This window comes from Mitsuokella apri, from assembly GCF_051886055.1.
Classification (GTDB): Bacteria; Bacillota; Negativicutes; order Selenomonadales; family Selenomonadaceae; genus Mitsuokella.
Window position 1 is genome coordinate 55,202 of sequence record NZ_JBJEXT010000059.1, and the last position, 21,197, is coordinate 76,398.

Annotated in this window: 18 protein-coding genes and 2 pseudogenes; 8 read left to right on the forward strand and 12 right to left on the reverse strand. The window is 54.1% G+C overall.

The features are described from left to right. Nucleotides 1-75: 75 nt before the first annotated feature. Complete coding sequence (locus tag ACI4OH_RS08760) at nt 76-1,842, forward strand: MutS-related protein (protein WP_435721617.1); 1,767 nt, start codon at nt 76-78, stop codon at nt 1,840-1,842. 332 nt (nt 1,843-2,174) lie between these two features. On the opposite strand, the gene eno is transcribed toward ACI4OH_RS08760, so the two are convergent. After that, complete coding sequence (gene eno / locus ACI4OH_RS08765) at nt 2,175-3,476, reverse strand: phosphopyruvate hydratase (protein ID WP_435721618.1); 1,302 nt, start codon at nt 3,474-3,476, stop codon at nt 2,175-2,177. 308 nt (nt 3,477-3,784) lie between these two features. On the opposite strand from eno, the gene ACI4OH_RS08770 reads away from it, so the two are divergent. The 3 genes from ACI4OH_RS08770 (at nt 3,785) to ACI4OH_RS08780 (ending at nt 6,382) form a co-directional block, all read left to right on the forward strand. Continuing rightward, the gene (locus ACI4OH_RS08770) at nt 3,785-5,152 is read left to right on the forward strand and encodes an alanine/glycine:cation symporter family protein (RefSeq protein WP_432647521.1); all 1,368 of its coding nucleotides are present in this window, start codon (nt 3,785-3,787) and stop codon (nt 5,150-5,152) included. A gap of 151 nt (nt 5,153-5,303) precedes the next feature. Then, nucleotides 5,304-6,071 (forward strand): AzlC family ABC transporter permease, encoded by a 768-nt coding sequence (locus tag ACI4OH_RS08775; RefSeq protein ID WP_435721619.1) that lies wholly within the window; start codon nt 5,304-5,306, stop codon nt 6,069-6,071. Further along, nucleotides 6,071-6,382 carry an AzlD domain-containing protein gene (locus ACI4OH_RS08780; protein WP_435721620.1) on the forward strand — a complete coding sequence of 104 codons (312 nt, stop codon included), beginning with the start codon at nt 6,071-6,073 and terminating at the stop codon, nt 6,380-6,382. The genes ACI4OH_RS08775 and ACI4OH_RS08780 overlap by 1 nt, the downstream gene beginning before the upstream one ends. 113 nt (nt 6,383-6,495) lie before the next feature. Here the strand turns inward: ACI4OH_RS08780 and ACI4OH_RS08785 are convergent, their stop codons facing one another. The 6 genes from ACI4OH_RS08785 to ACI4OH_RS08810 form a co-directional block, all read right to left on the reverse strand. After that, nucleotides 6,496-8,619 (reverse strand): diguanylate cyclase domain-containing protein, encoded by a 2,124-nt coding sequence (locus ACI4OH_RS08785; RefSeq protein WP_435721621.1) that lies wholly within the window; start codon nt 8,617-8,619, stop codon nt 6,496-6,498. A gap of 180 nt (nt 8,620-8,799) precedes the next feature. Further along, entirely contained in the window at nt 8,800-10,359 is a 1,560-nt protein-coding gene (gene panF, locus ACI4OH_RS08790) for a sodium/pantothenate symporter (RefSeq protein ID WP_439784615.1), read from the reverse strand. After that, nucleotides 10,349-10,612, reverse strand: a complete 264-nt coding sequence (locus ACI4OH_RS08795) for a YhdT family protein (RefSeq protein ID WP_432647833.1) — start codon at nt 10,610-10,612, stop codon at nt 10,349-10,351. The genes panF and ACI4OH_RS08795 overlap by 11 nt, the downstream gene beginning before the upstream one ends. 143 nt (nt 10,613-10,755) lie before the next feature. Next, nucleotides 10,756-12,051 carry an O-acetylhomoserine aminocarboxypropyltransferase/cysteine synthase family protein gene (locus ACI4OH_RS08800; RefSeq protein ID WP_439784601.1) on the reverse strand — a complete coding sequence of 432 codons (1,296 nt, stop codon included), beginning with the start codon at nt 12,049-12,051 and terminating at the stop codon, nt 10,756-10,758. A gap of 113 nt (nt 12,052-12,164) precedes the next feature. Then, entirely contained in the window at nt 12,165-12,797 is a 633-nt protein-coding gene (locus ACI4OH_RS08805; RefSeq protein ID WP_432647831.1) for a hypothetical protein, read from the reverse strand. Between the two features lie 255 nt (nt 12,798-13,052). After that, nucleotides 13,053-13,958, reverse strand: a complete 906-nt coding sequence (locus ACI4OH_RS08810; RefSeq protein WP_435721623.1) for a YitT family protein — start codon at nt 13,956-13,958, stop codon at nt 13,053-13,055. 223 nt (nt 13,959-14,181) lie between these two features. Between ACI4OH_RS08810 and ACI4OH_RS08815 the strand changes: the two genes are divergently transcribed. From ACI4OH_RS08815 to ACI4OH_RS08825, 3 genes are read left to right on the forward strand one after another with little or no spacing between them, the layout of a single operon-like run. Then, nucleotides 14,182-14,955 carry a DeoR/GlpR family DNA-binding transcription regulator gene (locus ACI4OH_RS08815; protein ID WP_439784602.1) on the forward strand — a complete coding sequence of 258 codons (774 nt, stop codon included), beginning with the start codon at nt 14,182-14,184 and terminating at the stop codon, nt 14,953-14,955. 7 nt (nt 14,956-14,962) lie between these two features. Next, a complete protein-coding gene (pfkB, locus tag ACI4OH_RS08820; protein ID WP_295634321.1) occupies nt 14,963-15,871 on the forward strand; it encodes a 1-phosphofructokinase in 909 nt (302 codons plus the stop codon). Nucleotides 15,872-15,921: 50 nt separating this feature from the next. Further along, complete coding sequence (locus ACI4OH_RS08825) at nt 15,922-17,838, forward strand: PTS fructose transporter subunit IIABC (protein WP_295634324.1); 1,917 nt, start codon at nt 15,922-15,924, stop codon at nt 17,836-17,838. 95 nt (nt 17,839-17,933) lie between these two features. Here the strand turns inward: ACI4OH_RS08825 and ACI4OH_RS08830 are convergent, their stop codons facing one another. From ACI4OH_RS08830 to ACI4OH_RS08845, 4 genes and pseudogenes are all read right to left on the reverse strand, one after another. Continuing rightward, nucleotides 17,934-18,626, reverse strand: a complete 693-nt coding sequence (locus ACI4OH_RS08830) for an MgtC/SapB family protein (protein WP_439784603.1) — start codon at nt 18,624-18,626, stop codon at nt 17,934-17,936. Nucleotides 18,627-18,888: 262 nt separating this feature from the next. After that, a complete protein-coding gene (locus tag ACI4OH_RS08835; protein WP_439784604.1) occupies nt 18,889-19,365 on the reverse strand; it encodes a CYTH domain-containing protein in 477 nt (158 codons plus the stop codon). 14 nt (nt 19,366-19,379) lie between these two features. Beyond that, a complete protein-coding gene (locus tag ACI4OH_RS08840) occupies nt 19,380-19,628 on the reverse strand; it encodes a helix-turn-helix domain-containing protein (RefSeq protein WP_439784616.1) in 249 nt (82 codons plus the stop codon). Between the two features lie 139 nt (nt 19,629-19,767). Next, nucleotides 19,768-19,866 (reverse strand): annotated as a pseudogene (locus ACI4OH_RS08845) (hypothetical protein); the annotation flags it as partial. A 134-nt stretch (nt 19,867-20,000) separates the two neighbouring features. On the opposite strand from ACI4OH_RS08845, the pseudogene ACI4OH_RS08850 reads away from it, so the two are divergent. Further along, a pseudogene (locus ACI4OH_RS08850) lies at nt 20,001-20,351 on the forward strand (purine-nucleoside phosphorylase); the annotation flags it as partial. A 155-nt stretch (nt 20,352-20,506) separates the two neighbouring features. Here the strand turns inward: ACI4OH_RS08850 and ACI4OH_RS08855 are convergent. Continuing rightward, nucleotides 20,507-21,184, reverse strand: coding sequence for a cytochrome c biogenesis CcdA family protein (locus tag ACI4OH_RS08855; protein ID WP_439784605.1), 678 nt, complete (start codon nt 21,182-21,184; stop codon nt 20,507-20,509). Nucleotides 21,185-21,197: the final 13 nt, after the last annotated feature.

The window sequence follows — 21,197 nt, forward strand, 5'->3', positions numbered from 1 at the left end:
GTCAGAGCTGTCATGTTATAATACTTATAATACAATCAGGACCCATGACCGATCTATTTGCACTGAGGTGATTTTATGCTCGATTTCAAAAATATGCGAAAAGAGGGCCTGCAGAAACTGCAGCAGCTGAAAAAAAAGCAGCAGCAGCTCGTTCTTTTGCGCACATCATCCTTCCTCATCATGATCTTTTCCTTTGCAGCAGGCTGGGATGGCCATATTTTCGGCCTTGTGCTCGGCTTTCTGATGCTCACTGCCTTTCTCCTCTTTATCCGCCGCCATCAAAAACTCGGCCTCGCCATGCTGCTGACCGAAAGCCGTCTTGCCTGCCTGCAGGCCTGCCTTGACCGCATTAGCGGCAAATGGCGCGATTTTCCCGATGACGGCCGCGATCTCATGCAAAAAGGACGGCCGCAGGAAGCCGACCTGCCCCTTCTTGGTCCGGCCTCCCTCTATCAATATCTGGTGGCAGCCCGCACAAAAGCAGGACGCCGGCAGCTTGCCTCCCTGCTCTCCCCATATCCGGAATCGCCTGACCGGATTCTGCAGCGGCAGCAGGCCGTCAAAGAGCTCAGCAGCGCGCCGGAAAAGATGATAAAACTTGAGGCCCTCGGCCATCTGCTGCCCCGGCAGGCAGATTTTGCGGAATTCTGTACCATGATGGAACATACGGCCATTCAGCCGCGGGCCGCACTGCGCCTGCTCTCCTTCATCCTGCCAATCATTTCCTTTCTGTCGCTGGGACTTGCCCTTGCAGGATATCTCGGCCTCACGATTCCGGGACTTCTTTTTTCCCTGCAGCTCCTGCTGACCTTCCTGCTGCTGCGGCGCAGTCAGGCCCTGCTCGCACCGCTCATGGCCCTGCCGCAGGAATTTGCCCTCTACGAAAAAATTTTTACAGCCTTCACCCATACAGACTGGCAAAGCCCCCTGCTGCAGGAATATCAGCAAGAACTGCGCGGCGGACAGGCGGCAGAAAGCCTGCAGCAGCTTGCCGCCCTTGCCGACAAAGCCGTCATGCGGCGCAACATCTTTTTCTTTCTCACTGCCAATACGGCCGTTCTCTTTGACCTGCACTGCACGGCAAAAACATTTCACTGGCAGGCGCAGTCAGGCTGTAAACTGCGCCGCTGGCTGCAAATCTGGTCCGAACTTGAGGCTCTGCTCTCCCTTGCCAACGCCGCTGTCACGAGAGCAACAGTCTGCTGGCCAAAATTCCTTGATGGCTCTCCCTGCCTGCAGGGCAAAAATATCACTCCTCTTCTGATAGAAGAAACAAAAGCCGTGCCAAACGATGCAGATTTCAAAGCCGGCACCGGCATCATCACGGGCTCGAATATGAGCGGCAAAACCACCTACATGCGCACGCTCGCCACCTCTGCCATTCTCGCTTACGCCGGCGCCCCCGTCTGCGCCGCTTCCTTCTCGCTGACGCCGATGCGTGTCTTTACCTCGATTCACGTCAGCGATGACCTCTCGAAGGGCATCTCGACCTTTTACGCCGAAATCCTGCGCATCCGCCAGATGGTCGAGGCCTGCAAAGAAGATATTCCCCTCTTCCTCTGCATCGACGAAATCTTCAAGGGCACGAACTCCGCCGACCGCATCACCGGAGCGGCTGCCGCGATCAAGCGCCTGACCGCGCCGCACGCCATCACCCTCGTCACAACCCACGACTTTGAGCTCTGCGACCTCAAATCCTCGAATCATCTGCCCATCCAGAACTATCATTTCGAAGAATACTACAAAGATGACAAAATCCACTTCGACTTTAAAATCAAGCCCGACCGCTGCCACACGACCAACGCCAAATACCTGTTGAAAATGGCCGGCATCCTCTCCTGATCACTCTTCCTCTTGTACAAAAAAGAATCTCGTCAGCTGCTGCCGTAAAGGGCGGGGCATATATTTCGCCTGCAGGAGCGCAGTGTCTGCCCGCAGGGTGGGGCCCAAACAATTCCCCGCGAAACACTGCGATGTAAGAACGCCGCGGCAGGCGGCGAAGTCCCTAAAAGCAAAAACCTGCCATGGGTCCCATTTAACGGAGCGACGAAGCCGAAATATATGCCCCGCCCGCTCTTGCCTCATACAAAAAGCTCCTGCCAAAAATCGGCAGGAGCTTTTCTGGTGTTATAGGAGTGTATAGGATGTTTTAAGATGTTTTGATCTTTGGATGCTTATTTCTTGATATTGAAGGCCTGTTTGCCCGGATAGACGGCACTTTCGCCGAGCTCTTCTTCGATGCGCAGCAGCTGGTTGTACTTCGCCACGCGCTCAGAGCGGGACGGTGCGCCCGTCTTGATCTGGCTCGTGTTGAGTGCCACGGCGAGGTCCGCAATCGTCGTATCTTCCGTTTCGCCCGAACGATGCGAGACAATGGCCGTATAGCCGGCCTTATGTGCCATCTTGATGGCTTCGAGCGTCTCAGAGAGCGTGCCGATCTGGTTGAGCTTGATGAGAATGCTGTTGCCGCAGCCGAGTTCAATGCCCTTTTTCAGTCGTTTCGTGTTCGTGACGAAGAGGTCATCGCCGACGAGCTGTATTTTATCGCCGAGTTCCTTCGTCATCTTCTGCCAGCCTTCCCAATCCTCTTCATCGAGGCCATCCTCGATGGAGTAAATCGGATATTTCTCGATGAGGCTCTTCCAATGCGCGATGAGCTCATCCGACGTGAATTCCTTGCCGGACTTCGGCTGCTTGTAGAAGCCCTTGCCCTTTTCGCTCTTCCACTCAGAAGAAGCGGCATCCATGGCCAGCACGAAATCGCGGCCCGGCTCGTAGCCGGCGTTACGGATCGCCGTGAGGATGTGCTCAATCGTATCTTCATCGCTCTTGAGGTTCGGTGCAAAACCGCCCTCATCGCCGACGGCCGTGGTCTGGCCTTCTTTCTTCAACAGGGCCTGCAGTGCATGGAAGACTTCCGTAGCCCAGCGCAGGCCTTCACGGAACGACGGTGCCCCGGCCGGCATAATCATGAATTCCTGCGTATCGACGGAGTTCGTCGCATGAGCACCGCCGTTCAGGATGTTCATCATCGGCACGGGCAGGCGGTTGCCGTTAAGGCCGCCGAGGAAGCGGTAAAGTGGGATATCCTGCGCCTTGGCTGCTGCCTTAGCCGCGGCGAGCGAGACCGCGAGGATAGCATTGGCACCGAGATTTGACTTGTCTTCCGTACCATCGAGCTTGAGCATGATGCCATCGACTGCGTAAATATCCGATGCATCCGCGCCGATGAGGGCCGGTGCAATCTTTTCATTGACGTTGGCCACGGCCTTCGATACGCCCTTGCCGCCGAATTTCGTCTTGTCGCCGTCGCGGAGCTCCAGCGCCTCAAATTCCCCCGTCGAAGCGCCCGACGGAGCTGCGGCACGGCCAACCGAGCCGTCCGCGAGCGTGACTTCCGCTTCGACCGTCGGATTGCCGCGCGAATCAATGATTTCACGACCGATGACCTGCATAATCTTTAAATAGTCTTTCATGGGAATACCTCCTGATATACGTTCTCATTTACATGTCCAATATAACATAACTGAGATTCGTTTTCAACAGTATGTATATATTTTTCTTTTCACCTTTCGCCTTTATTATAGGAAGAAATGATGCATATTTCTGTTGCAATAGCGACACAATCAGATAAAAAGTCACTTAATATGCATTTTGACCACAAAATTTTCCTGTTCTATATAAAAATTTACAAAAAATACGAGACAAATGTCCTTTTATATGGTATTATAAAGTCTATCACATACACATGTACATCTAACAAGGACAGAACTAGGAGGCTGTAATGGAATCATTAATCCCTATACTCAATGCCATCGACTCCTTCATGTGGGGTCCGCCGCTGATTACACTGCTCGTCGGTACGGGTATCTACCTGACAATCCGCCTGAAGCTCCTGCAGGTTTTTCGCCTGCCGAAAGCCCTCAAGCTGATTTTCAAGGCTCAGAATAACGGCCGCGGCGATGTTTCGAGCTTCAAGGCCCTCTGCGTCGCCCTCGCCGCCACGGTCGGCACGGGCAATATCGTCGGTGTTGCTACAGCCGTCAAAGTCGGCGGCCCGGGCGCCATTTTCTGGATGTGGGTCGCTGCCTTCTTCGGCATGGCCACGAAGTATTCGGAAGGTCTCTTAGCCGTCAAATTCCGTTCCGTCGATGAGAAGGGCGCCATTGCCGGCGGTCCGATGTTCTACATCCGCAACGGCATGGGTGAAAAATGGAAGCCGCTCGCCACATTCTTTGCACTCGCCTGCATCGGCGTCGCGTACTTCGGCATCGGCACGTTCCCGCAGGTCAACGCCATCGTCGACAGCATGCAGATTTCCTTTGGTTTCCCAAAAGTTGCGACGGACGTCATCCTGACGGTCTTCATCGCGGCCATCACGCTCGGCGGCCTGCAGAGCATCGCCAAAGTCGCTTCGGGCATTGTGCCGTTCATGGCTCTTACTTATGTGGCCATCAGTCTCGGCCTCATCATCATCAACATCGACCAGGTTCCGGCAGCTCTGGGCATGATCATTGAAAGTGCCTTCACGGGCACGGCCGCTGCCGGCGGCTTTGCCGGTTCGACCGTCATGATGGCCATGCAGAACGGCGTCGCGCGCGGCGTCTTCTCGAACGAATCCGGCCTCGGCTCCGCGCCGATTGCCGCTGCTGCCGCCAAGACGAAATGGCCGGCTGAGCAGGGCCTGATTTCCATGACGGGTACGTTCATCGATACAATCATCATCTGCTCCATGACAGGTCTTGCCCTCGTCCTGACGGGTGTATGGCAGGGTGATGCCGCCGGCGCTGCCATGACGAGTGCAGCCTTTGCCAGCGCTTATGGCTTCTTCGGCAGCCAGCTTCTGACGATTGCCCTCGTGCTCTTCGCCTTCACGACGATCCTCGGCTGGAACTACTACGGCGAACGCGCCTGCATCTACCTCTTCGGCAACAAGGGCGTCCTGCCGTACCGCCTGATCTTCATCGCGCTCATCGCGTCCGGTGCCTTCCTCAAACTCGAAGCCATCTGGATTCTCGCGGATATCGTCAACGGCCTCATGGCCATCCCGAACCTCATTGCGCTCATCGCGCTCTCGGGTGTCATCGTCGCTGAAACCAACAAATATATGAACCGTCATAAGAAAGCCAAGGAACTTTCCTCTGACCGTTAAACTCATATGATAAAACAGCGTCTGCTTCTAAAAAAGGAACAGGCGCTGTTTTTCTTTTGTCCATCTTTACAAGTCCCCGCATTTCGTCATAAAATGATAAGAACACCATACTTGTAACATTTGCAGCAGGAAAGGGGTTTTTCTCACGGATATGACGGAATCATTTGAACCGACCCTCACGAAAACCACGCGTCAGGTTTTCTTCGAAGGCGTACATGACGGCACGCCGATTGCACTCGGCTATTTTGTCGTTTCCTTCACGCTCGGCATCGCCGCGCGCAATGCGGGCCTCGACCCGCTGCAGGGCTTCCTCGCGAGTTTCTTCAACAACGCTTCGGCCGGCGAATACGCCGGCTTCACGGTCATCGCCGCCGATGCCCCCTACCTTGAAATCATCCTGATCACGCTCGTGGCCAACGCCCGCTACATGCTGATGAGCTGTGCGCTGTCGCAGAAATTCCCGGCCGGCACCTCCATCTGGCACCGCATTTTCGTGGGTTTTGACGTCACGGACGAAATTTTTGGCATTACGATTGCCCGCAAGGGACCGCTCAATCCCTACTATAATTATGGGGCCATGGCCCTCGCGCTGCCGGGCTGGGCGGTCGGCACAGCTCTCGGTGTCGTCGCCGGCAACATTTTGCCGCCGTCCGTCGTCAGCGCCCTGTCGGTTGCGCTCTACGGCATGTTCCTCTGGGTCATCATCCCGCCTGCGAAGAAAAACCGCATTGTCGGCGGCCTCGTGCTCGTGAGCTTTGCCCTGAGCTATCTGGCCTCCGTCATGCCCATGTTCTCGACACTCTCAGGCGGCACGCGCACGATCATCCTGACCATTGTGATTGCCGGCCTCGGCGCCGCCTTTTTCCCGATTCCGGAAAAAGCCGATTCTGATGATGCAAAGAAAGGAGAGGACGCCTGATGCAGCATAATATCTACATCTATCTGCTGCTGATGTCCGCTGTGACGCTCGCCATCCGCATCGTGCCGCTGACTCTGATCCGCGGCCAAATCAAGAACACCTTTCTGCGTTCCTTCTTGTTCTACGTCCCCTATGTGACGCTGGCCGTCATGACCTTTCCGGCCATCACACAAGCCACGCAGACACCCGTAAGCGGCGCTCTGGCCCTCGTCTTTGGCATCGGCCTCGCGTGGTTTGGCGCAAGCCTCTTTAAAGTCGCCTCGGCCTGCTGCCTCATCGTCTTTATCACGGAGCTTTTCCTGATTCAATGATTGTCTTCTTCCCTATAAAATCATGATTCTGCATATAAAAGCCGCTTCCATCATTTTTTCGTGATGAAAGCGGCTTTTCTTTTATATTCTCCTATTTACGAGGTTTTACGGCTTCATTCGTCCCTTTTCTTGTTCCTAACTGGGGGGGGCAGCTCATCCGGCCATTCAGCCAGACTGTCTTTGATAAACTCATATTCTACAATGGATGCGTAATACACCTCACCGTAGTTGACGTTATGAGCCCTGCGCCAGATTGAGGAAACCCATTTTTTATTTCCCTTCGCCGTACGGATCCGGTAAATCAGGCTGTACGTCCTGCCCGGATTTTCTGCCAGCTCCCGGTAAACAATCTCCGCCACGCGTTTCCTGTCGCAGGGGCAGATGACATTGTCAGCATTTTCCTTCGTATAGTTCATGAACTCGCTGACATTGCTGCATTCAAAGAGGCTGACCATGGCCTTATTGATAAACAGAATCTTGCCGCCTATTTTTCCTTCACTGACGAGCAGAGCCGTCGGCAGGTTGCTCGTGATGGTCTGCAGGTTGAAGCCCAAAGAGCTCCTGCTGAGCTGCTCCATCGATTCATCGTAGATGCGGTAATGATTGCGGCCCCGAAGCTTCACGGCATAAAGCGCCGTATCGGCCTGATGGAAGAGCTTTGCCAGAGGCATGCCATCGCCCTGATACAGGGCATAGCCAATCGACACGGAGAATACATGCGTCTCGCCGGCGAACTGGAACTGCTTCAGCTTCTTCGAAAAAGTCCGAATCACCTCTTCCACCGTTTCCGGTGTCACATCGGTCATGAAAACAACGAATTCATCACCGCCATTGCGCCCAATGATGTGCTGGCTGCCAAAATTCTCCCGCAAATCTCTCGCCATCACGCGCAGGGCCTCATCACCGGCCATATGGCCGTAGAGGTCGTTGATGAATTTGAAACCGTCGAGGTCGAGGCTGATGAGCGCGGCCTTGCCTTTTGGATGCTTCTTGAGCCACGCCGCGATTTCCCGGTCAAGGCCCATGCGGTTCAGAATGCCGGTAAGCGCGTCATAAAAGGACATATGCTCCAGTTTTTCCTGCGAGGCCGCGACTTTCTCGACCATGTTCTGGAAATTGCGGGAAAGCTCGCCGATATCGTCGGGATTTTCATCCTGCAGATGAACCGCGTCGTACTTTCCCGCCCCGACAGTCTGGGCCGCCCCAATGACGGTCTGCAGGCGCGCAGAAAGTCTGCTGATGATATAGAGCGGCAGCAGCGAGACGAGGAAACATACCGTCAGCAGGCCTATGCCCATCTGCAGGAACGCCTTATAAGCACGGCTGTAAATCTGCCCTTTTTGACGCAGATCGATGAGGTTCATGCCATTGCGCAGCGTCTTGACGCCGGCAATGCTGTCTTCATTGCCCCACTTATAGGAAAGCATCTCGGCATCCGTTTTGCCGGCCTGCCCTACTTTCTCCGTGGGGTCCTTCAGGACGATATTCTTATCCTCAAGTTTTGTGCCCATGGGATTCGCTAAAGAGTATTCCATGGAACCCGTGGCATCGCTGAGGATCATCATGCCGTGTTCGCCTTCCGGCTTGTCGTCATAGAGTTTCCCCATAAACGTCTTGAAATCCAGATCCACGCCGATGATGGCCACCATGATGCCATTGCAGTAAACAGGGCTCATATACGATATGATATAGCGGTCAAGGGTCGGCGCGTAATAAGGTCCCGACCATGCGGCCTGTCCCTGCTCCATCATATAAGCAAGGGAAAATATATGGCGCGGCACATTTTTACTGCCGCTTTCCTGTCTTTCAGCCAACACATCGTAAAAAGATTTATCCCTGCCCTGCGATGCCATCCAAAGCGTAGACTTGTTCTCGGAAGGAAAATACAGGTAATAGGAGCAGATCAGGCCAAGGTCGGACTTCGCATCGAGGAAGTCATCTGCTACGAGCTGCGTCATATGTCTCTGAAAATTGGGATTGCGCAGGCTGGCAGGGTCCTTGATTTCCCTCTGCAGAGAATTTGTCGCATACTCGACGATATTTTCCGAACGCAGCAGTTCATCGTCGATTTCCGCGGTCTTGGTATCGACGACATGATTCATATTCTGGATTTCGTAACTATACGTCAGGCTGCTAATGGTTCCGAGGCTGATGCCTCCCATACAGAGAGCCATCAGGATCATGCCAAACAAGCACACAGCCAAAACCTTGCGCTTTAAAGAATAGAATAACTTCATGGCATCCCCTTCATGGCTGGCAGTATGGCGATACCGGTCTCACAAATGATATTTCACGATTTCACGCGCATGACTGCAGCTTACGACTTTTACAACTTATGGATACAAATTATTTTCTTTAAGATTTTATCTCGTTCTGTTATAGACTTCGACGGAGCTTCTCAAATTCCTGTCATTATTTCAAGTATTTTTGTCCCCCCCTAAGGGACAAACTGCTTCCATCTCATTCTCTTCCACCTTTTGATTCCAATTTTGCGGACGCTGCGGAAAGAATACATTGAGGACCCGTTCTTCCTGCGGTTTGCCGAGGAAAGAACCGAGCAAAAAGAACGCCAGCGACACTGTGATGCCAATGACAATCTGATGAAGCCCCATGAATTTAAAGCCCATGCCCTGCGTCAGGCAGTAAGCAAATGTACCGCCGCCCATGGACAAAAGGGCGCCAAGGCGGTTGGCCTTTCGCCAAAACAGACCTAAAAGCAGGGTCCAGAAGAACGCCGTCTCCAAGCCGCCAAACGCGAACATATTGATGATCCAAATAAGGCTCGGCGGCGTCAGCGCGATGATGAAAACGATGACACCAATAACAGCCGTGGCCGCCGTAGAGAGCACGCGCAGGCGCTTTTCCGTGACTTGTCTGCCCTGCTTTTCCACATGGTGCAGATAAACATCCTTGACGAGCGCCGAAGAAGCGACAATCAAAAGGCCCGAAATCGTCGAAATCGAAGCCGCGAGTGGCCCAATGATGGCAAAGCCCACGAGAGCCGGCGGCAGCGCCGTGACAATGGTCTTCGGGATGATGTAATCCACGCCGCCATATTCAGCGAGCGGCCCCGTCAATACGCCATGAGCGAGGATGCCCGTGAAATTGACGCCAATATTCATAAAGCCGACAACGACCGTGCCAATCAGCATGGCCCTGTGCAGGCTCTTCGTATCCTTGTAGCTGATGCCGCGCACGACCGACTGCGGCAGCGCAATGGTGCAGATGCCGACGAGCAGCCACTGAGTCAAATAGAGTCCGACAGGCATATGACCAGCCGACAATGGTTCGAGCATTTCAGGATGGTTCAGATGGATATTTTCCATGATGGCTGTGTAGCCGCCGCCCGCTTCGAGTACATAATATAGAAGCAAAGCGATGCCAATCATCATCATGACGGCGCAGCACGTATCCGTGATAGCCACGGCGCGGAAGCCGCCAATGCTCGTATAGAGCACGACGACGAGGCCAAAGAGCAGCAGGCCCATCTCGTAGCTGTAGCCCGTGACGGTCGCGAAAAGTTTCGCGCCGCCGACAAACTGGGCCGTCATCGTGCCGCAGAAAAACAGCACGATGATGAAAGCAGAAAGAGCCGCAAGGCCGTCCGACTGAAAGCGCTCCCTGATAATGTCCACAACCGTGACGGCATCAAAACGGCGCGAAAGCAGGGCCACGCGCTTGCCGAAGATGCCGAGCACGAGAAAAATGGCCGTGACCTGCACGACAGCCATATAGACCCAGCCAAAGCCGATCTGCCAGGCCATGCCGGGGCCGCCGACAAACGAGCTCACGGAGCTGTACGTCGCGACTGTCGTCATCGCGAGCACGAAGCCGCCGAGGTCGTGGTTGCCGATGAAATACGTCTGCACAAAATTCTTGCCGACACTCTGCCGGCGCACCCAGAAACCGATGGCCACCATAAAGCCCATGAAGATGAGGAGTGGCAGCAGAGCTGAGAGATTTCCTTCATTTGTCATCATGTCCGGCCTCCTCATCCTCAAGACTCATATCCTCAAAAACGGTCGCCGTCAAAATCTTGACGCCAAGGATAGCAAAAAGCCAGACTCCAATCGTCGCGGTCCATACCCAAAGCGGCAGATGGAAGATTTCCACGCTGACACTTGCCAGGCCAAAGCCCGCAAAAACCCAGAAGCCAATCAGGATGAGGAGCAGCAGCCCCGTGGCTGCCGCCTCTTTTTGTACCTGCCGGTACTTTTCGTAGTTATTCATTTTTTTCCTCCTTGTACAGTCGCGCCCTTTGAGTCGGCGCGTACCGTCATGTTTTATGATGGCACGAACAGGGAGATTTGTCAAAAAAATAGGAGCCGCTTGCGCGGCTCCCTCTCTTGGGTAGAGAAAAGTATATCAAACGGTCAGTCAAGAGCCTTGAAGGCCTGATCGAGATCGTAAATGATATCGTCGATATGTTCCGTACCGATGGAAAGACGGATTGTGGACGGCGTAATGCCGGAAGCAGCGAGCTCCTGCTCGTTCATCTGCGAATGCGTCGTCGAAGCCGGATGAATGACAAGGGACTTGACGTCGGCAACGTTAGCCAGCAGGCTGAAGACCTTCAGATGGTCGATGAACTTCTTGGCAGCTTCTGCACCGCCCTTGATTTCGAACGTGAAGATCGAGATACCGCCATTCGGGAAATACTTCTTGTAGAGTTCATGGTCCGGATGGTTCGGCAGCGACGGATGGTTGACTTTTTCAACATGCGGGTTCTTGGCGAGATAGTCGACAACCTTAAGAGCATTCTCGACATGACGCTCAACGCGCAGCGACAGCGTCTCCGTGCCCTGCAGCAGCAGGAACGCATTGAACGGCGAAAGCGTAGCGCCTTCATCGCGCAGAATCAGCGTGCGGACGTACGTAGCAAAAGCGGCAGCGCCGACATCTTTCGCGAAGCTGATGCCATGGTAGCTCGGGTTCGGCTCAACGAACTGCGGGAATTTGCCCGAAGCAATCCAGTCGAATTTGCCGCTGTCGACGAGAACGCCGCCAAGCGTCGTGCCGTGGCCGCCGATGAATTTCGTGGCAGAGTGCACAACGATATCGGCGCCATACTCGAACGGACGCAGCTGATACGGCGTAGCAAACGTGCTGTCGACGACAAGAGGAATCTTATGCTTATGAGCAATATCGGCTACAGCCTGAATGTCGATGAGGTTGGCGTTCGGGTTGCCGACGGACTCGATGTAAACGGCACGCGTGTTGTCTTTGATTGCGTCCTCAAAGACCTCGACACCCTTCGTCGGGTCGACAAATGTCGTCTCGATGCCGTAGTTCGGGAACGTATGCTCAAAGAGGTTGTACGTGCCGCCGTAAATCGTCGTAGCCGCGACGATGTGCTGGCCCTGATGAACGAGAGCCTCAAGCGTGTACGTGACAGCAGCTGCGCCGGAAGCAACGGCAACGGCAGCAACGCCGCCTTCAAGAGCTGCGATGCGGCGGGCAAAAATATCTTCCGTCGGGTTCGTCAGACGGCCATAGACGTTGCCGGCATCCTTGAGTGCAAAGCGGTCAGCAGCATGCTGGGCATTGTGGAAAACATAGCTCGTCGTCTGATAAATTGGTACGGCACGTGCATCCGTAGCAGGATCAGCCTGTTCCTGACCAACGTGCAGCTGCAGGGTTTCAAAATGATACTTTCTCTCTTCACTCATGAATAACGGCCCCTTTCTATCGGCAAGTCACGGTGACTTGTAAACATATCTGATTAATATGTTTACATTATAAATGTAACACTGTAACTTGTCAAGGGAAAAGTAAGGGGAAATCACGATTTTGTCGATTTCGTATCCTTGTTAGATGTACCTCTGTCCAACGGCCAGAGGAGACCGTGCAGATTGGCATCGCGAATGACATTATCCATGCAGCCGCGGGCCAGATAGGCGGCCGTACCTGTCGTCGAATATTCATCTTCGTAGAAATCCGAAGACTTCTTGTAGACGAGTTTATCCGTCGTGCGGTCGTAAACGACGAGCTGGACTTCGGCGTAGCTGTGCAGAATCATATCGTGATCCCAATACCAGCTCATCGTCGTATACTGCTCATAGCCGGCAAGCACCGGAATGACGACGAGGTCCGCATTGAGCTTCTCCGCAATCGGCTTCGCCATATTCTTGATGCGCATCTTGCCCGTCATATTTGCTGCCACTTCATCCCATGCGGCCTCGCAGTCCTTTTCCGGAATATATTCAACGGCCTTCAAGGTATCATTCAACGGCACATGCAGGGCCCGGTCAATCTTCGTCTCGAGCTCGTCCTGCACATCCGCACTCGGCTGCTGCCAGCTCTCAATGACCATCGGGAACTGCGCAATGCGCTGCGGCTGCCGCTCCGCCGCCAGCGCCGTGACCGACAGCAGCAAAACAAAAAGAAAACAACTTACGGCGACGATTTTTCTCATGATGCTTACCTCCCTAAAAAGATATATTGTTACATCACCAGCAGTAAGCTTTGACGAGGGAGCTGCCGTAAGCGAAGCTTTCGTGATGAGCGTCAAGAAAATTTTTTCAGACATCCAGCACTTCCTTGCCAGAGACTTTCGTCCAAGCGCAGCGCGTTTAAGTCGGCGGCAAGGATAATAAAAGTCTGAAAAAATTTTTAGCTCATCACGACGCGCAGCGTCGGCAGCTCCCTCGTCATTGCGCCTCGATTGAATTTAATGTATCGCCTTCTTCTTAAAGCGTCCCCCAACGATATCGTGTACGGCATTGATCGTGACGAAGGCATTTTCGTCCTTTTCGAGCACGATTTCCTTGAGTTTGTCGACTTCAAGGCGCGTGACGACGCAGTAAAGCACTTCCTTGGCCTCGCCCGTGTAGCCTCCCTGCCCGTGCAGCAGCGTCACGCCGCGCCCGAGGCGGTCATTTAAAGCCGAGGTGATTTCCTCGTGCTCGTTCGTGACAATCATGACGGCATACGATTCGTCAAGACCCTTGATGACCACATCGATCATCTTCGAAATGACAAAATACGCGACGAGTGAATACATCGCCTTGTCCCAGCCGTAGAGCAGGCCGGCACTCGACAGAATGAACAGATTGATGAACATGACGACTTCGCCGACCGAAAAGACGGAACGGCGGTCCATGATGATCGCGACAATCTCCGTGCCGTCGAGCGAACCGCCCGCGCGGATAATGAGACCGACGCCGAGACCGTCGATGATGCCGCCAAAAATCGCCGCGAGGAACGGGTCGTCCGTAACCTTTGGCAGAGGGGCAAACACGGCCGACCAGAACGACAGAATGCAGATGGCAATGGTCGTGGCAATCGCGAAATTCTTGCCAATCTGCTTATATCCGAGGTAAAGGAACGGAATGTTCAAGAGAATCAGGAACACGCCGAGCGACAGCCCCGTAATCGATGACATCATGATGGAAATACCGACCACGCCGCCATCGATGACATTGTTTGGAATCAGGAAAAGCTCCAGTCCGATGGACGCAATCAGCGCACCGAGGATGATCATCAGGTATTTTTTTACATAGAACGAAGCCTTGCGGTGCTGCCGGATGACAGCCTTGGCCTCCGTTGTTCCCGGCAAATGATGGATATCAGTCATTTATCTCTCTCCTATTTGCAATTGACTTTCTTCATATTATAGTTCCATTATATAGGAAAACGATACAATCCTCCATGAAATTATCATGAATTTTTCTCCATGTGTTACAAAAATCCTTCTGTATTGCTCATTCGCATAAGCGTCCATGCTTTTCGATTCTTTATACTTATTTCTTCATATTGTTTGTTGAATTTGATTGACTTTGACTGACTTTGATGATATTATGAAAGTACAGAAAGGTGTGAACGTCATGCTTACGGAAGAACGATATGCCACTATCCTCCGCATTCTCAAAGAGAAACGGGCTGTGACGGTACCGGAACTCACACGTGCTCTTTGCACCTCAGAATCCACGATTCGCCGCGACCTCACAGAACTCCACAAACGCGGACTTCTCTACAAGGTCTACGGCGGCGCTACTTCCATCGACAACAACTACACCGCTATGGAAGAAGATATGCCGACGAAGAACAGCCAGTGCACCGAGGAAAAAATCGCCATTGCGCGCCGGGCAGCAAGTCTCGTGACGCGCAAAGATTTTGTCTATATCGATGCCGGCTCGACCACGCTGCATATGGTGGATTTTCTGCAGGAGCGTCAGGCCGTCTACGTGACAAACGGACTGCCTCATGCCTCACGTCTGTCCCTCAAGGGTTTCAAGGTGTTCATCCTAGGCGGCCGACTCAAATCCCTCACCGAAGCGGTCATCGGCACTGAGGCTCTGCACAATCTGGAACTCTACAATTTCACCAAAGGATTTTTCGGTGTCAACGGCATCAGCATCAAATCCGGCTTTTCCACACCGGATGCGAGCGAAGGGCTCGTCAAGAGTGAAGCTCTTTCGCGCTGTGAGCACGCCTATGTGCTGGCCGATCAGTCGAAATTCAACAAGATTTCGCCGATCACCTTTGCCAACATCTCCAGTGCTACCATCATCACCGGGCATCTAAGAGACAAGAAGTATCGGGATTGCACGACAATCCTGGAAGGAGAGTAAGAGAAGAATGATCTACACCGTAACTTTCAACCCGTCGCTCGACTACATCGTCCGCCTCGATTCCTTCACGGCCGGCGAAATCAACCGCGTCAACTACGAGCAGGTCTTAGGCGGCGGCAAGGGCATCAACGTCTCGATTGTCCTCGGCAACCTCGGTCATGAGAGCACGGCCCTCGGCTTTACGGCAGGCTTCACGGGCGAGGAAATCAAGCGCCAGCTCGACGGCTTCGGCGTCAAGCATGACTTCGTCCAGCTCGACAACGGCTTCACGCGCATCAACGTCAAAGTCAAGGCCGACAAAGAGACCGAAATCAACGGTCAAGGCCCTGACATCAGCGAAGCGAAGCGCGAAGAGCTCTTTGCCAAACTCGACAAACTGCAGGAAGGCGATACGCTCGTACTCGCCGGCTCCATCCCGAAGACGCTGCCGGACGACATCTACGAAAAAATCATGGCCCGCCTTGAAGGCCGCGGCATCCGCATCGTCGTCGATGCCGAGAAGAAGCTGCTGCTGAACGTCCTCAAGTACCATCCGTTCCTCATCAAGCCGAACAACCACGAACTCGGGGATATGTTCGGCGTCAAGCTCACGACGGATGAAGAGATTGTCACGTACGCCAAGAAGCTGCAGGAAAAAGGTGCTCAGAATGTCCTGATTTCCATGGCTGGCGACGGTGCCATCCTGCTGACGGCCGATGGCACGCACTACAAGAGCCCGGCTCCGAAGGGCAAGCTTATAAACTCCGTCGGCGCCGGCGACTCGATGGTCGCAGGCTTCATCACGGGCTACATGGAGTCCGACGGCGACTTCGAAACGGCCTTCCATATGGGCGTAGCCACGGGTTCGGCTTCCGCGTTCAGCGAGAACCTCGCGACGCGTCCGGAAGTCGAGGCTCTGCTCAAGACCATTGCTTGATAGTTATTTATCCATTCATGATTTCATTTTTATGATAAGGGGAGAAATACATGCGTATTACTGACTTGCTCAAGAGCGAAAGCATTGCTCTTGGCGTAAAGCCGACTGACAAAGAGTCAGCCATCCGTCAGCTCGCTGACCTCATGGCAGCGTCTGGCAATCTTTCCGACAAAGACCAGTACTTAAAAGACGTCTTCGCGCGCGAAGCTTCGGGCACGACGGGCCTTGGCGACGGCATCGCTACGCCGCATGCCAAGAGCACGGGCGTCAAAGAAGCCGGCCTCGCTGCTATGACGGTGCCTGAGGGCATGGACTTCGAGTCCATGGACGGCAAGCCGTCCCGCCTGTTCTTCATGATTGCCGCACCGGATGCTGCCAACGACGCACACATCCAGATCCTGCAGCAGCTAGCCATGATGATTATGGACCCGGACTTCAAAGAAGCCCTGATTGCTGCAAAATCCAAAGAAGAATTCCTGCACCTCATCGACCTCAAGGAAGACGGCAAGTTCGAAGCACCAAAGGCTGAAGCTCCGGCAGAAGCTGCTGAGGAAGCTCCGGCGAGCGACCACATCCAGATTCTCGCCGTCACGGCCTGCCCGACAGGCATTGCCCATACGTTCATGGCCGCTGAAAGCCTTGAACAGCACGCGAAAAAACGCGGCATTTCCATCAAGGTCGAGACGAACGGCTCCGGCGGTGCCAAGAACATCCTGACAGATGATGAAATCGCCGCAGCTGACGGCATCATCGTCGCTGCTGACAAGAACGTCGCCATGGCCCGTTTCAACGGCAAGAAAGTCGTCATCACGAAAGTTGCCGACGGCATCAACAAGGCCGATGAGCTCATCGACCGCGCCCTTGCAGGCGAAGCTCCTGTCTACCACGCTTCGGGCTCCGACACGGAAGAGAGCGCTGCTGACGTGCAGGGCGAGAGCCTCGGCCGCCAGATTTACAAACATTTGATGAACGGCGTTTCCCACATGCTGCCGTTCGTCGTCGGCGGCGGTATCCTCATCGCCCTCGCCTTCCTGTTCGATGATTACTCCATCGACCCGAAGAACTTCGGTTCCAACACGCCGCTCGCTAAATTCTTCAAGGATATCGGCGGTGCGTCGTTCGGCTTCATGCTGCCGGTCCTCGCTGGTTTCATCTCCATGTCGATTGCCGACCGTCCGGGCCTTGCCGTAGGTTTTGTCGGCGGTGCTCTCGCCGGCACGACAGGCTCCGGCTTCCTCGGTGCCCTGATCGCTGGTTTCCTCGGCGGCTACATCGTCAACTTCCTCAAGAAAATCTCGAAGGGTCTGCCAGAGTCGCTCGAAGGCATCAAGCCGATGCTCATCTATCCGTTCTTCGGCATCCTCATCATGGGCTTCATCAGCCTGTTCATCATCGCTCCGCCAGTTTCCGCTATCAACAGCTGGATGGTCGAGACCCTGAAGAACATGGACCCGTCCGCCCGCATCTTCATGGGCATGATTGTCGCCGGCATGATGGCTGTCGACATGGGCGGCCCAATCAACAAAGCTGCGTATGTCACGGGCACGGGCCTGCTGGCTTCCGGTGAATTCCACGTCATGGCTGCCGTCATGGCCGGCGGCATGGTCCCGCCTCTCGCCATCGCTCTCTGCACGACGTTCTTCAAGAACCGCTTCACGGAAAGCGAGCGCAAGGCTGGTGTCACGAACTACGTCATGGGCCTTTCCTTCATCACCGAGGGTGCTATCCCGTTTGCCGCAGCTGACCCGCTGCGCGTCATCCCGTCCTGCGTCATCGGCTCAGCCGTCACAGGTGCCCTGACGATGGCCTTTGACTGCACGCTGCGCGCACCGCACGGCGGCATCTTCGTCGTACCGACCATCGGCAACCCGCTGATGTACCTCGTATCGATTCTCGTCGGTGCTGTCGTCGGCTGCATTATCCTCTCGATTCTCAAAAAGCCGCTCAAAAATGGCGAAGAGGCATAAGCTGACCGCCTAACATCACATTGCAGATAAAAAACGTCCCCGCAAGTCCGGTACTTGCAGGGACGTTCTTTTTATCTGCTTTTTTTCTTTTTATTTCAGGCCAAGTCGACGCGCTGAACCCCCTCGAGGCTGCGCACAGCGTCGGCCACGATGACGCCCTTGATGCCCTTGGGATTGTAGACCTCAAGGTCGATATAGAGCAGGTGCCTCCTGCCCTTCTCGCGTTCGCTCTCCTCAATATCCTCGCCCTTGACCTTGATGCTGCGGATATGAAGGTTCATTTCCTCCAGGCAGTTGTTGATGAGCAGCAACTGTCCCGGCTTGTCGATGGTATGCACCGACAGAGAAAAATTCGTCTCGTGGTCGACCCATTCATCAAGGCGCGACATGGCCCCGAGCGTCACGAAGACGAGAGCTGTCGTCAGCAGCGCCCCCTGATAGAAGCCGCCGCCCACGGCCAGGCCTACGCCTGCGACGACCCAAAGGCAGGCCGCCGTCGTGAGTCCTGTGACCGTCAGCCCCTCTTTCATGATGGCACCGGCGCCGAGAAAGCCGATGCCGCTGACGACCTGCGCCGCGAGTCTTGCAGGGTCCGCATTCGTATGCCCCTCGACTTCGGCATAGATGCTCTGCGACATAATCATGACGAGGCACGAGCCGAGGCAGACGAGCATATTCGTGCGCAGGCCGGCGGATTTGCGCCTTGCCTGACGCTCATAGCCGATGATGCCGCCGAGGATGCAGGACAGGACGAGACGCAGCAGAAGTTCTTCCGATGTTAATATCATGTAAATTTTTTATCCACAAAGAAATCCACAACTGTGGATATCTCCCTTGGGACACTCCTTTCTTTTCACTTTCCTACTATAATATATACAGCCCCTTGTGCGTATTGTGGTTAAATATTTCTCCAGATTCACCAAAAATCTGTGGATAATGTGGATAAGTCCGTGGATAACCCCATATATACGCATGAAGTTATCCACTATTCCCATATCTTGGGTTTTAGCCTGTGACTTTTCCCACCTCTACCTGTGGATATCCCTATGTTTATTTTTTCTTATCCGCAGCCCACTGTTGATAAGGATGGAGACTCAGACTCGAGTTATAGTAGCGGGCATCGCCCGACACTTCCACACCGGCCCAGTCTGGCTTTTTAAAGGCCGTATCCTCTGCTGGCAGCTCGATTTCCGCGACCTTGAGCCCTGCATTGGCCCCAGCAAAGATATCGATTTCCCATGTGTATCCCTCATATTCTTCAAGATAGCGCGTTTTTTTCACAGGCGGCGTCTCGCAGAGTGCCAGCATCGCCTCAGCATCGGCGAGGGGAATCTCGTATTCAAATTCAGCGCGGCGGATCCCCGTGTTCTTCCCCTTGACCGTCAGATAGCCTTTGCTGCCGCGAATGCGCACGCGCACGGTGCGTTCCGGCGCCGACGAGAGGTAGCCCTGTGCGATGCGCGTGCCCTTATTTTGCGGCTGCCAGCCTTCTTCTACGAGAAATTTGCGTTCAATTTCCTCTGCCATATTCCTGCCCCTTTCTATGCTTCTGCCATTTCCGTCAGCAGTCTCTGCCGCTGTGCCGCAGTCAGGCATATCTTGCCATGGAACAGGCCGATATAGCCCTGTTCCACAAAACTGTCGATGCAACGCTGCAGTGTGCGGATGCTCATGCCGATTTCATCGGCAATCTGGCGGCGCGTCGTCTTAATGACCATCTCGCGGCCCATATCCTGCGTCTCGGCCAGAAGATACGAGGACAGGCGCTCCTGCGCCGGAATGTACTTGATATTGCCGAGCTACGTCATCGTCGCGCCGACGGCATCGGCAAAGATGCGCGCCACCGTGAAGAAAAACTCCGTATCGCGTCGCAAAGATGTAATGGCGTCCATCGAGATAATCCTTACGGATCTGCACCTTGCCGCTGAGCAAAACGTAGATGAATTTGACCGGGTCCCCCTTCTGCATGAGGACGTTTCCCTTCGAGACTTTCTTCTTATGCACGGAGCGTGCGATATCCTCCGACATGTTGTTCAGTGCTTCCAGCAATTCCAAACAAATCACTTCCTTACGAAATAATTCTCAAAAGTGCCACGCGTCCTGTTTTGCGCCTTTCTTTCAGTATAGAATAAAGACATAGAAAAAGAAAGGAGCGTACGCCAATGAGTACACCACATATTGCCGCCGAACGAGGAGAAATTGCTGAGCGCGTCCTGCTGCCGGGAGACCCGCTGCGCGCCAAACACATCGCCGAGACCTTTCTGACCGACGCAAGATGCTACAGCAATATCCGCAACGTCCTCGGCTACACCGGCCTTTACAAGGGCAAACGCATTTCCGTCCAGAGCACGGGCATGGGCATTCCATCCATCTCCATCTACACGAAAGAGCTCATCACGGAATACGGCGCCAAGACACTCATTCGCGTCGGCAATGTCATGAGCAACGACCGTTTCTACAACGATGAAATTGATAAAACGAAACTTCGCGACTACGGCATTCTCGCCGTTGAGTCCTGATTTTCCCCATAGAACCGGAAGCAAAATGCTTCCGGTCTTTTTTTATCCCCGCAAATAAAACACAAACAAAAATCTCAATGAAGCAGAGGAAGAGCCACCGCTTCATTGAGATTTTAGAGACTTTTGCTTAACGAATGGAAAATTTAGCATCACATACCTGGGAAGAACTGCCAAAGCCAGCCAACCAGCCGATTGATTTCATTGAACCAGACGAGTAGGCCAAAGAGAATCAGCACATAGCCCGATGCGGCCTGAAGCTTTGGCAGCCAGGCATAGACCACGCGCAGGCGCACGAGGCAGTTCTGCCAGACGGCCGTCAAAAGGAAGAACGGCACAGCAAAGCCAAGGGCATAGGCAAAGAGCAACCATGCCCCCTGCCATACCTTCGCCGTCTGTCCGGCGTAAAAGAGGATGACGGCAAGAACAGGGCCCGTGCAGGGCGTCCAGCCCAGTGTAAACGCAGCACCGAGTAAGAATGTGCCGAAGAGACCGAGCCCCCTGAGCTTAGGCGAGAGCAGCGGGCGGCATTCGCGTGAGAGGATAGAAGAATGAATGATCCCCGCCATAAAAGTTCCCATGATAATCATCAGTACAGCCCCGATGCGCCGCATGGCCTCACCATGCAGCAGCAGGAACTGTCCAAGCCAGGAAGCTGTCGCTCCCATCAGCACAAACATCAGCATAAAGCCCGCCAGAAAAGACGTGACCATCATATAGCGATGTCCTGCCGCTTCCCCATCGGACTGGACAAGCAGCATCGAAAATACCGGCAGCATCGGCACAACGCAGGGCGAAGCGAAAGAAATGAACCCCGCCAGCGCGGCCATAAAGAAAGATACC